The sequence below is a fragment of the Microbacterium sp. MAH-37 genome (genome assembly GCF_009758255.1).
In the GTDB taxonomy this organism is placed as follows: domain Bacteria; phylum Actinomycetota; class Actinomycetes; order Actinomycetales; family Microbacteriaceae; genus Microbacterium.
This window is the reverse complement of record NZ_WSEN01000007.1, coordinates 459760-471183: the sequence shown is the minus strand read 5'-3', so window position 1 is coordinate 471183 and position 11424 is coordinate 459760. Positions and strand designations below refer to the sequence as shown.

General features: G+C 71.5%; 14 protein-coding genes. All 14 read left to right on the top strand.

All coding sequences use genetic code 11. The features are described 5' to 3' along the window. Nucleotides 1-3: 3 nt before the first annotated feature. The 14 genes from gmk (at nt 4) to trpC (ending at nt 11420) form a co-directional block, all read left to right on the top strand. The gene (gmk, locus tag GON06_RS10320; RefSeq protein ID WP_198346675.1) at nt 4-894 is read left to right on the top strand and encodes a guanylate kinase; all 891 of its coding nucleotides are present in this window, start codon (nt 4-6) and stop codon (nt 892-894) included. 78 nt (nt 895-972) lie between these two features. Beyond that, nucleotides 973-1227, top strand: coding sequence for a DNA-directed RNA polymerase subunit omega (rpoZ, locus tag GON06_RS10315; protein WP_116242108.1), 255 nt, complete (start codon nt 973-975; stop codon nt 1225-1227). Nucleotides 1228-1318: 91 nt separating this feature from the next. Next, nucleotides 1319-2515, top strand: coding sequence for a methionine adenosyltransferase (gene metK, locus GON06_RS10310; RefSeq protein WP_157312170.1), 1197 nt, complete (start codon nt 1319-1321; stop codon nt 2513-2515). Beyond that, complete coding sequence (locus tag GON06_RS10305) at nt 2515-4452, top strand: primosomal protein N' (RefSeq protein ID WP_157312169.1); 1938 nt, start codon at nt 2515-2517, stop codon at nt 4450-4452. Before metK ends, GON06_RS10305 begins: the two co-directional genes overlap by 1 nt. A 26-nt stretch (nt 4453-4478) precedes the next feature. Continuing rightward, complete coding sequence (gene fmt, locus GON06_RS10300; protein ID WP_157312168.1) at nt 4479-5396, top strand: methionyl-tRNA formyltransferase; 918 nt, start codon at nt 4479-4481, stop codon at nt 5394-5396. Beyond that, a complete protein-coding gene (locus GON06_RS10295; protein WP_157312167.1) occupies nt 5393-6835 on the top strand; it encodes an RsmB/NOP family class I SAM-dependent RNA methyltransferase in 1443 nt (480 codons plus the stop codon). Before fmt ends, GON06_RS10295 begins: the two co-directional genes overlap by 4 nt. Continuing rightward, the gene (rpe, locus tag GON06_RS10290) at nt 6832-7500 is read left to right on the top strand and encodes a ribulose-phosphate 3-epimerase (protein WP_157312166.1); all 669 of its coding nucleotides are present in this window, start codon (nt 6832-6834) and stop codon (nt 7498-7500) included. Before GON06_RS10295 ends, rpe begins: the two co-directional genes overlap by 4 nt. Continuing rightward, complete coding sequence (locus GON06_RS10285) at nt 7497-7760, top strand: phosphoribosyl-ATP diphosphatase (protein ID WP_332837380.1); 264 nt, start codon at nt 7497-7499, stop codon at nt 7758-7760. The genes rpe and GON06_RS10285 overlap by 4 nt, the downstream gene beginning before the upstream one ends. A 40-nt stretch (nt 7761-7800) precedes the next feature. Continuing rightward, the gene (gene hisG, locus GON06_RS10280; RefSeq protein ID WP_157312165.1) at nt 7801-8643 is read left to right on the top strand and encodes an ATP phosphoribosyltransferase; all 843 of its coding nucleotides are present in this window, start codon (nt 7801-7803) and stop codon (nt 8641-8643) included. Next, a complete protein-coding gene (gene hisF, locus GON06_RS10275) occupies nt 8643-9437 on the top strand; it encodes an imidazole glycerol phosphate synthase subunit HisF (RefSeq protein ID WP_157312164.1) in 795 nt (264 codons plus the stop codon). Before hisG ends, hisF begins: the two co-directional genes overlap by 1 nt. Continuing rightward, nucleotides 9401-9790, top strand: coding sequence for a phosphoribosyl-AMP cyclohydrolase (gene hisI, locus GON06_RS10270; protein ID WP_157312163.1), 390 nt, complete (start codon nt 9401-9403; stop codon nt 9788-9790). The genes hisF and hisI overlap by 37 nt, the downstream gene beginning before the upstream one ends. Next, complete coding sequence (locus GON06_RS10265) at nt 9787-10371, top strand: Trp biosynthesis-associated membrane protein (RefSeq protein ID WP_157312162.1); 585 nt, start codon at nt 9787-9789, stop codon at nt 10369-10371. The genes hisI and GON06_RS10265 overlap by 4 nt, the downstream gene beginning before the upstream one ends. 42 nt (nt 10372-10413) lie before the next feature. Further along, nucleotides 10414-10644 carry an HGxxPAAW family protein gene (locus tag GON06_RS10260; RefSeq protein ID WP_157312161.1) on the top strand — a complete coding sequence of 77 codons (231 nt, stop codon included), beginning with the start codon at nt 10414-10416 and terminating at the stop codon, nt 10642-10644. Further along, on the top strand, nt 10644-11420 hold the full coding sequence (trpC, locus tag GON06_RS10255) for an indole-3-glycerol phosphate synthase TrpC (RefSeq protein ID WP_157312160.1): 777 nt from the start codon (nt 10644-10646) through the stop codon (nt 11418-11420). The genes GON06_RS10260 and trpC overlap by 1 nt, the downstream gene beginning before the upstream one ends. Nucleotides 11421-11424: the final 4 nt, after the last annotated feature.

Genomic DNA, 11424 nt, shown 5'->3' with positions numbered 1-11424 from the left:
TCGATGCCCGAGGTCGATCGGAGTGCGGCCGCCCGCCGCGCGGTCGAGCGACGCCGAGCACGTGCTTCCCTGAAGCGCGATCTCGCCATGCGCGTCGTGGCACCGCAGGAGGTGCTGCGCCGCGCGCTCGACGATGCGACATCCGTCGCCGGCTCGCTGCGCATCACGGACTTCCTCACCGCCCTGCCCGCCATCGGCGCGGGCAAGCGCGACCAGATCCTGAGGGATCTGCACATCGCACCGGTCAAGCGTCTCGGCGGACTCGGCGTCCGTCAGGTGGCCGATCTCGGGAACTGGCTCGACAGCCGTTTCCCTGTGCATGTCCCGCGTGCAGGTCGCAGCCGGCTGCTGGTTCTCGCAGGGCCGACCGCGGTCGGCAAGGGCACCGTCGCCGCGCACATCCGCGCGCACCACCCGCAGATCCATCTCTCCGTGTCGGCGACCACGCGGTCGCCGCGTCCGGGTGAGATCGACGGCGTGCACTACTTCTTCGTCGACGATGCCGAGTTCGACCGGCTCATCGCCCAGGGCGAACTGCTCGAGCACGCCACGGTGCACAACAGGTACCGGTACGGCACACCGCGCGGACCGGTGGACGCCGCGCTGGCCGAGGGGCGCACCGTGCTGCTGGAGATCGACCTGCAGGGCGCACGTCAGGTGCGCGCCGCCGAGCCGTCCGCGACGCTGGTGTTCCTGCTGCCGCCGTCCTGGGACGAGCTGGTGAACCGGCTCGTCGGCCGCGGCACCGAGGACGCCGAGGAACGGGCTCGCCGGCTGCGCACCGCTAAGGCCGAACTCGCCGCCCAGAACGAGTTCGATTACCTCGTCGTGAACGAGGACGTCGCCACGGCGGCGCAGGAGGTCGTAGACTTGACTACGGCATTCGCGCGCTGACCGCTGAGGCGCGCCCGCCCACCAACTTCGCGACACGTCGAGCACCTCGACATCGTCGCCCGATCAGGAGGTCCCACCGTGGCCGGTAACAACCAGGGCATCATCGATCCCCCCATCGACAATCTGCTGGATCGTGTCGACTCCAAGTACGAGCTGGTCATCTACGCGTCCAAGCGCGCGCGCCAGATCAACGACTACTACTCCGACCTGCACGAGGGCAACCTGTTCGACAACGTCGGCCCGCTGGTCGATTCGTCGGTCGAGGACAAGCCCCTCACCATCGCGCTGCACGAGATCAACGAGGACAAGCTCCGCATCCGTCACGCCGAGTGAACTGACAGGTGAGCCGCCGTCATCCCGTCGTGGGGTGTCGGCGGCTCCCTGCATACTGGCCCGATACCGCCGAGAAACCGTTGGAGCCCCGATGAGCGCGCTGCGCCTGTTCACGTCCGAGTCCGTCACAGAAGGACACCCCGACAAGATCTGCGATCAGATCTCGGACAGCATCCTCGACGGCCTGCTCGCCGTCGACCGCGACTCGCGCGTCGCCGTGGAGACCCTGGTCACGACCGGCCTCGTGCACGTGGCCGGCGAGATCCGCACCGAGGGGTACGTCGACATCCCGACCATCGTCCGCGACGTGGTCAACGGCATCGGCTACACCTCGAGCGACACCGGTTTCGACGGCTCGTCCTGTGGCGTGAGCGTCTCGGTGGGCGAGCAGTCCACCGACATCGCGCACGGCGTCGACCAGGCGGCGGAGAGCCGCGACTGCGGCTCCGTCGACCCTCGTGACGCGCTCGGTGCCGGCGACCAGGGCATCATGTTCGGCTTCGCCACCAACGAGACGCCGCAGCTCATGCCGATGGCCGCGTGGACGGCGCACCGCATCGCCGAGCGCCTCTCCGAGGTCCGTCGCTCCGGGGAGCTGCCCTTCCTGCGTCCAGACGGCAAGACCCAGGTCACGCTCGGGTACGAGGGCTTCACGCCGAAGACCGTCGACGCGGTGGTGCTCTCCACGCAGCACCTGCCCGGCGTCACGCAGGACGAGCTCAAGGCGCAGGTCCGCGAGCACGTCATCGACCCGGTGCTGGCGCAGACCGGCCTCGACCTCGCGACCGACCTGAAGTACTACATCAACCCGGCCGGCCCGTTCGTCATCGGCGGCCCCAAGGGTGACGCCGGCCTCACCGGTCGCAAGATCATCATCGACACGTACGGCGGCGCGGCCCGCCACGGCGGCGGCGCCTTCAGCGGCAAGGACCCGTCCAAGGTGGACCGCTCTGCGGCGTACGCGATGCGCTGGGTGGCGAAGAACGCCGTCGCGGCCGGTCTCGCAGACCGCCTCGAGGTGCAGGTCGCGTACGCGATCGGGGTCGCTCACCCCGTCGGCCTGTACGTCGAGACCTTCGGCACGGGCCGGGTGTCGGACGACGCGATCATCCGCGCCATCACCGAGGTGTTCGACCTGCGCCCGCAGGCGATCATCGAGGAGCTCGACCTCCTGCGCCCGATCTACGCGCAGACCGCCGCCTACGGGCACTTCGGCCGTGAGCTGCCGGACTTCACCTGGGAGCGCACCGACCGCGCAGACGACCTGCGGCGCGCCGCCGGTCTCTGATGTCGGCCGCGGCGCGGCGCATCGCGCGGGTGCTGATCGACTCACCGCTGCCGCAGCTCGACCGGCTGTTCGACTACGCTCTGCCCGCCGAGTTCGGCGACGTGCCGGTCGGCGTCCGGGTGAAGGTGCCGCTGCGCACGGCCGGCCGCGTGATGGACGGCTACATCGTCGGGATCGGGGTCGAGGAGGACATCTCGCGCACGCTCGCCGAGGTGGAGAGCGTCGTCTCGCCGGTCGTCGTGCTGCCCGAGCGACTGCATCAACTCGCGCGACGCGCCGCCGATCGCGCGGCCGGCTCGGCATCCGACATCCTGCGGCTGGCGATCCCGAAGCGGCAGGTGCGCGTCGAGAAGGCGTGGTCCTTCGACGTCGAGGCCCCGGCGGTCGAGACGGAGGCTCTTCAGCGGGCCGAGTCGGTGATCGCCAGGTACGACGGTCTCCAGGGGGTCCTTGCCGACGGCGGCAGAGCGGCCGTCGAGACCATCGCCGAGATGGAGGGGGCTCTGCCGCATTCGGCGCGGCTGCTCGCCGCCGTCGCGACCCTGGTCCTCGTATCGGGGCGCTCTGCGATCCTGGTCGTGCCGGACAAGCGCGATGAGGATCGGCTGCTGGACGCCCTCGCAGAGCTGCTGCCGGACGACGCCGTGGTGCGGCACGACGCCCGGCAGACGAATCCCGATCGGTACCGTGCGTTCCTGCGCACCCTCGCCGATGCTCCGTGCGTCGTGGTCGGAAATCGCTCGGCGGTGTACGCCCCGGTGCGGGCGGGCGTGGTCGTCGTCTGGGACGACGGCGACCCGCTGCTCGCCGAGCCGCTCGCCCCGTACGTGCACGCCCGCGACGTGGCCCTGGTGCGGCAGGAGCAGGAGGGCGGCGCCCTGCTGTTCGCCGGGCACACGCGCACCACCGATGTCGAGAGGCTCGTGCAGGGCGGCTGGATGACCGACGTCCGCGCCGCGAGGCGCTCTTCTCCGCGCGTGGTGCTGTCGCCACCGCAGGAACTCGAGCGGGGCGTCCAGCGGATGCCGTCCAGCGCCTTCCTCGCCGCGCGAGAGGCCGCAGCGGAGGGACCGGTCCTCGTGCAGGTCGCCCGCCCGGGCTTCGCTCCGTCGCTGGTGTGCGGCCAGTGCCGCGCCCCTGCGCGCTGTGCGCATTGCGGAGGCCCGCTCGGCGCCCGTCGGCGGGGCGCGGTGCCGGTGTGCGGCTGGTGCGGCAGATCGGCGAACGGCTGGCGATGCCCGAGCTGTGAGGCCACGCAGGTGCGTCTGGCCTCGTCCGGCAGCGAGCGCACCGCCGACGAGCTCGGCAGGGCTTTCCCCGGCGTGCAGGTCATCGTCGCCGACGGCACGCATCCGGTCGAGCGAGTGCCGGCGAAGCCCGCGCTGGTCATCGCGACGCGCGGCGCCGAGCCGGTCGCAGACGGAGGCTACCGTGCCGTCGTGCTCCTGGATGGCTCGCGGATGCTGCAGGCGCCCGAGCTGCGGATCGGCGAGTCCTGCCTGCGCTGGTGGTCGAACGCCGCCGCCCTCGCGGCGCCCGGAGCGCCGGTGCACCTCGTCGGGGTCGACGGCCCGGTCGCCAGGGCTCTGGCGACCTGGACCCAGGCCGGCTATGCGCGTTCCGAGCTCGAGGCGCGCGCCCCGCTGCGGATGCCGCCGATGTACCGCGTCGCGCAGCTCGACGGCCTCCCGGCGGTCATGCGTCCCGCACTGGAGCAGGTGCGCGCACTCGGTCTGCCCGCCGACGCCGTGCTCGGACCGGTGCCCGTCGGCGACGAGGGGCGCGTGCGCGCCCTGGTGCGCTTCGGGTACGCCGCCGGCGCCGAGGTTGCGACGACGCTCCGCGCCGCGGTGGTCACCGACGCCACCCGCAACCGGCGGGCACGGGGGAAGGCCGGCCTGAGCCTGCACCTCGATATCCTCGAACCAGACATCTGACGCCCCTCACCCTCCGGAGCACCTTCATGCGACTCGTCTTCGCCGGCACCCCCGATGCGGCGGTCCCCACCCTGCGGGCACTCGCCCCGCTGCACGACATCGTGGCCGTCGTCACCCGCCCCGACGCGCCCCTCGGACGACGGCGCGTGCTGACTCCGTCGCCCGTCGCGCAGGTGGCGGACGAGCTCGGCATCCCCGTGATCAAGGCCGCCAGGCTCGACGCCGAGGCGACCGACGCGATCACCGCGCTGCGCCCGGAACTCGGTGTCATCGTCGCCTTCGGCGGCCTGGTCCGTGAGCCGCTGCTGTCCGCACCCGGCCACGGCTGGATCAACCTGCACTTCTCGTTGCTCCCGCGCTGGCGCGGCGCGGCACCCGTGCAGCGCGCGCTGATCGCCGGCGACGAGTCGCTCGGGGTGAGCGTGTTCCGGCTCGTCCCCGAGCTGGATGCCGGCGACGTGTACGGCATGCGCCCGGTGTCGCTGCCGGGAACCGCCACCGCCGCCGATGCTCTCGGAATCCTCGCCGAGGACGGGGCCGCGCTGACCGTGGACGTCGTCGCCGGGATCGCAGCCGGCACTGCCCAGGCTGTTCCGCAGACCGGCGAGCCCACCTTCGCTCCCAAGCTCGTCCTCGCCGACGGACTGCTGGACTGGAACCGCCCGCTCGACGAGGTGTACGCCAGGTTCCGCGGCATCACCCCGGAGCCTGGGGCGCACACGGAAGTCGCGGGTGCGCGGCTCAAAGTGCTCGAGGCGGCTCCCGCGACGGATGCCGCGCCGATCGAGCCTGGGCGGATAGTGGGGGAGAAGCGCCGCATCCTGATCGGCACCGCGAGTGCGCCGCTTGCCGTGACCCGCGTGCAACCGGCCGGCAAGGGCGCCATGCCCGCCGCTGACTGGTGGCGCGGTCAGCGCGACGAGACGCTGCGAGCGGGCGCATGAGCGGGCAGGAGCGCCGTCCCCAGCGCGGACGTCGGCCGCAGCGATCCGGGGTCGGCCGGGGACCCGACCGCACGGTCCAGCCCGCCCGCGCCGTCGCCTACGGCGTGCTGCGTGCCGTCACCGAGTCCGACGCCTACGCGAACCTGCTGCTGCCGACGAGCATCGCCGAGGCGGGTCTCGATCAGAAGGACGCAGCCCTCGCCACCGAGCTCACGTATGGCACGCTGCGCCGGCAGGGGACGTACGACGCCATCATCGCCGCGGCCGCGGGCCGTCCGGCATCCGAGATCGATCCTGCGGTGCTCGACGCCCTGCGGCTCGGCACGCATCAGCTGCTCTCCACCCGTGTCGCCGGGCACGCGGCTGTGAACGAGTCGGTCAACCTGGTCGCGACCGCGCAGGGCAGGGGAGCCGCGGGCTTCGCGAACGCCGTACTGCGCCGCATCGGCAGGGACACCCCCGGAGCCTGGCAGCAGGCCATCGAGAGCGCAGCCCGGTCCGACGACGAGCGTCTGTCGCTGCGGACCGCGCACCCGGTGTGGATCATCCGCGCTCTGCGCCGAGCCCTCGCCGCGGAGGGGCGCGAGGACGAACTCGACGCCCTGCTCGCCGCGGACAACGCCTCGCCCGAGGTCACTCTGGTGGCTCTCCCCGGGCTCGCCGAGCCCGGGGATCCGCGGCGTCGTTACGCGCCGACCGCGTTCGCCTCGCCGGGCGGCGATCCGCACCGTGTGGTGGCGGATGCCGCGGGCACGGTGCGGGTGCAGGACGAGGGATCCCAGCTGGTCGCACTGGCACTGGCCGCCGCACGGCCCATCATCGCCGGTGAGCAGTGGCTCGACCTGTGCGCGGGCCCGGGCGGCAAGACTGCGCTGCTGGCCGCGATCGCGCAGGAGAGCGGAGCGGTCCTCGAGGCCAACGAGGTCGTCCCGGCCCGAGCCGGCCTGGTACGCAACGCGCTGCGCGCTGTGTCCGGCGAGGTGACGGTCCACGAGGAGGATGGTCGCACGCTCGCGGCATCCCGCCCCGGCGCCTTCGACCGCATCCTCGTCGACGCGCCGTGCACCGGGCTCGGGGCGCTGCGCCGCCGGCCCGAGGCGCGCTGGCGGAAGACACCGGCGGATGTCGCGGACCTGGTCGCCCTGCAGACCGAACTGCTCACCGCCGCGGTGTCGGCGCTGGCGCCCGGCGGCATCGTCGCGTACGTGACCTGCTCACCGCACCTGGCGGAGACCACCGGCGTGGTCTCGGAGGTGCTGCGCGACCGCGACGATCTGGTGGAGCTGGACGCGCGCGCCGTGCTGGCAGGCGTGGCCCGGTCTTCGATCGACCTCGCAGACGACGGTTCCGGCCGGGTGCAGCTCTGGCCGCATCGCCACAACACCGACGCCATGTTCCTCGCGCTGCTGCAGCGCGCTCCCGAAGGAGAGAGCCGATGAACCCGCGCATCAACCCCAGCATCCTCGCCGCCGACTTCGTCAACATGCAGGCCGAGCTGGCGCGGATCGCCAGCGCCGACTTCGCGCACGTCGACGTGATGGACAACCACTTCGTGCCGAACCTCACGTTCGGCCCGCAGATGGTGGAGCGCATCCAGGCGACCAGCCCGATCCCGCTCGACGTGCACCTCATGATCACCGATCCCGACCGCTGGGCGCCGGGCTACGCGGAGATCGGGGCAGCGAGCGTCACCTTCCACCTCGAGGCCGCGGCAGATCCGGTCGCGCTCGCGCGCAGGCTGCGCGACATCGGCGCCCGCGCAGGCGTCGCGATCAAGCCCGGCACCGCGGGCGAGCCGCTGTACGACATCCTCGACGAGTTCGACCAGATCCTGGTGATGACGGTGGAGCCGGGCTTCGGCGGGCAGGGCTTCATGCCGGAGACCATGCCGAAGCTGCGCTCGCTGCGCGACGAGGCCCGCCGTCGCGGGTCGGACGTGTGGCTGCAGGTCGACGGCGGAATCTCCTTCGACACCATCGCGCAGGCCGCCGAGGCCGGCGCCGACACGTTCGTGGCGGGTTCTGCGGTGTACGGGGCCGATGACGTCGAGGCGGCCGTCACAGGTCTTCGCGACCGCGCGCGAGCCGCTAGCCTTGAGGGGTGAAGACTTTCGACGAGCTGTTCGCCGAGCTGACCGAGACAGCGAGGACCCGTCCTGACGGATCGGGTACGGTCGCGCAGCTCGACCGCGGCGTGCACGCCATCGGCAAGAAGATCGTCGAAGAGGCCGCCGAGGTGTGGATGGCCGCAGAGTACGAGTCCAAGGAAGAGGCGGCCGAGGAGATCTCGCAGCTGCTGTACCACCTGCAGGTGATGATGCTCGCGAAGGGTCTGGATCTCCAGGACGTCTACCGACATCTGTGAGCGCGCTCCGCCACAGACTCGTTCGACCCGAAGGATCCCCATGCTCCGCATCGCCGTTCCGAACAAGGGCTCGCTGTCAGAGACAGCGGCCGAGATGCTCGCGGAGGCCGGCTACACCGGTCGCCGCGACCCGAAGACCCTGCACGTCATCGACGCCGACAGCGACGTCGAGTTCTTCTACCTCCGTCCCCGTGACATCGCCACCTACGTGGCATCCGGCGCCCTCGACGTGGGCATCACCGGGCGTGACCTGCTGCGCGACGTGCGGCAGGACGACGCGCGCGAGATCGAGCAGCTCGGGTTCGCCCGCTCGACCTTCCGTTTCGCTGCCCCTCCCGGGAAGTACTCCACGATCCAGGACCTCGAGGGCGTGCGCGTGGCATCCGCCTACCCCGGCCTCGTCGACGACTTCCTGCGTGAGAACGGCGTGAGTGCCGTGCTGGTGCCGCTGGACGGCGCCGTCGAATCGGCGGTGCGGCTCGGTGTGGCCGACGTGATCGCTGACGTCGTGGAGACCGGCACGACCCTGCGACAGGCCGGCCTCGAGATCTTCGGCCCGGTGATCATCGAGTCGGAGGCCGTGCTCATCAGCCGCCCTGGAGACGTAGAGGGCACCGACAGGCTGCTGCGCCGTCTGCGCGGCGTCATGGTGGCCCGCCGGTACGTGCTGCTGGACTACGACCTGCCCGCCGGGCTGGTGGATCAGGCCACCGCCATCGCCGGCGGTCGGGAATCGCCGACGATCTCGCCGCTGCGCGATCCGGAGTGGGTGGCTGTTCGGGTGATGATCCCGCGCAAGGGCATGAACCAGGTGATGGACGATCTGTACGCGCTGGGCGCGCGGGCGATCCTGGTCACCGCGATCCACGCCGCGAGGCTCTGATGACGCTCGCGTCCCGTGTCATCCCGTGCCTGGACGTGGCCGCCGGCCGCGTCGTGAAGGGCGTCAACTTCCAGAACCTGCGCGACATGGGCGACCCGGTCGAGCTGGCCGCGCACTACGCGGCGCAGGGTGCCGATGAGATCACCTTCCTCGACGTCACTGCGACGGTGGATGCCCGAGCCACGACCTACGACGTCGTGCAGCGGACCGCCGAGCAGGTGTTCGTGCCGCTCACCGTCGGGGGAGGGGTGCGCTCCACCGAGGACGTCGCCCGGCTGCTCGGTGTGGGTGCAGACAAGGTCGGTGTGAACTCCGCCGCGATCGCGCGACCCGACCTGATCGACGAGATCGCGGATCGCTTCGGGGCTCAGGTGCTGGTGCTCTCCCTCGACGTGAAGCGCGCCTCCGGCGCACCGTCCGGATTCGTCGTCACGACGCACGGCGGCCGCACCGAGACGACCCTGGATGCCGCCGTCTGGGCCCGTGAGGCCACCGAGCGCGGTGCCGGTGAACTGCTGGTCAACTCGATCGACGCCGACGGCACCCAGGACGGCTTCGACCTGGAGCTGATCCGGCTGATGCGCGAGGTCGCCTCGGTGCCGGTGATCGCCTCCGGCGGCGCCGGTCGCGTATCCGACTTCCCGCCGGCGATCGGCGCGGGCGCGGATGCCGTGCTCGCCGCCAGCGTGTTCCACAGCGGCATGCTCACGGTCGGGCAGGTCAAGGAGGCCCTCCGTGCGGACGGGGTGATCGTTCGATGCGCCGCACTGAGCGAGCGGAGCGAGACGAAGTGAGCGTCGAGGATCAGATCGCGAACGTCGCGTGGAACGCCGACGGGCTGGCTCCGGTGATCGTGCAGCAGTGGGACACCCGGGAGGTGCTCATGCTCGCCTGGGTGGATGCCGAGGCGCTGCGCCGGACGCTGACCACCGGCCGCGTCACGTACTGGTCCCGGTCGCGTCAGGAGTACTGGCGCAAGGGCGACACCTCCGGTCACATCCAGACCGTCCGCGGCGCGCGGATCGACTGCGACGGCGACACGATCCTGCTGCAGGTCGACCAGACCGGGGCCGCGTGCCACACCGGCACCCGGACCTGTTTCGACGGCCGTGACCTCGACGCGGTGATCGGGGGCGAGCAGGCATGAGCGCCCGAGGCCGTCTGATCGCCGTGCTGGGCTTCCTCCTCGCCGGAGGAATGGGCGTGATCTCCGCCACCCAGACCTGGCTCACGGTCACCCGCGTGGACGGCTCGGAGCCGATCCTCGTCGCCGGATCCGACGCGGTCGCGCTGCTCGCCCCGCTGTCACTGGCTGCGCTCGCCCTCGGGGCGGCGCTCTCGATCGTCGGCCTCGTGCTGCGTTACGTGTTCGCCGCTCTCGCGGCGGGCGCGGCCGTGGTGCTGATCATCGCCACGATCCCGCTGGTGGCAGCACCGCCGCTGACCGTGGTCGGCGGCGTCGTCGCGGAGAAGACCGGCCTTGCGGGAGACTCGGCGCTGCACGAGATCGTCGCGGCGGTCACACCCACTGCCTGGCCCGTGATCGCCCTGTGCTGCTGGTTCCTGATGCTGCTCACCGCCGGGTTCACGGCCGTGACCGCCAGGGGGTGGAAGAGTGGCGGACGCCGCTACCGCACCGACGACGCTCCCCACGCCGCGCACCAGGGCCCGCTCGACGCCGTCGATTCCTGGGACGACCTCTCGCGTGGCACCGATCCGACCCGCTGATCCCGATAGACTGACCGTACGCCGACCACCCGGAGGAAGAACATGAGCAATTCGATCGCAGACCCTGGACACGGACACTCGCCTGCCGCGTGGACCGCGGTCGTGATCATGCTGGTCGGCGTCGGGCTGGCCACGCTGTTCTTCTGCCTCGAGCAGCCCCCTCTCGTGTGGGCCTCCGTCGTCGTCATCGTCATCGGCCCGATCGTGGGCTGGGCGATGGCCAAGGCCGGCTACGGGGTGAACGGCCCCAAGTACTCGCCGAAGGGCCACTGATGGTCCTCGCCGACCTCACGGCCGGCGCAGTCGAGGACGCAGAACGTCGTGCTCTGACCAGGCCGCTGGCCGCCGTCGAGCGCGATGCGCTCGCGCGCCCCGCCGCACGCGACGCCGTCGCAGCGCTGGCCCCCGCCGAGCGGGTCAAGATCATCGCCGAGGTCAAGCGCGCCAGCCCGTCCCGCGGTGCACTGGCCGAGATCCCCGACCCCGCCCACCAAGCCGGGCTCTACGAGCAGGGCGGCGCGTCCGCGATCAGCGTCCTGACCGAGGAGCGCCGGTTCGGCGGGTCGCTCGCCGACCTCGAGTCTGTCACCGCCCACGTGGGCCTTCCTGTTCTGCGCAAGGACTTCATCGCGACCCCGTACCAGGTGTTCGAGGCGCGCGCCGCCGGTGCCGACCTCGCCCTGCTGATCGTGGCCGGCATCCCGGCGAAGACGCTGCAGGAGCTCTACGCCCTCATCCTCGACCTGGGGATGACCCCACTCGTCGAGACGCATGACGCGGACGAGTTGGAGCAGGCGATCGACCTGGGCGCGAAGCTCATCGGGATCAACGCGCGGAACCTCAAGACGCTCGAGCTGGACCGCGACCTGTTCGGCCGGCTGTCCGACCGCATCCCTGCAGACCGGATCAAGATCGCCGAATCCGCCGTCCTCGAGCCCGCCGACGTGGCGCGGTACCGCGGGGCGGGCGCCGACGTCGTGCTGATCGGCGAGGCCCTCGTCACCGGCGACCCGGTCGCCACACTGAAAAGCTTCCTGGAGGTCGGATAGTGCC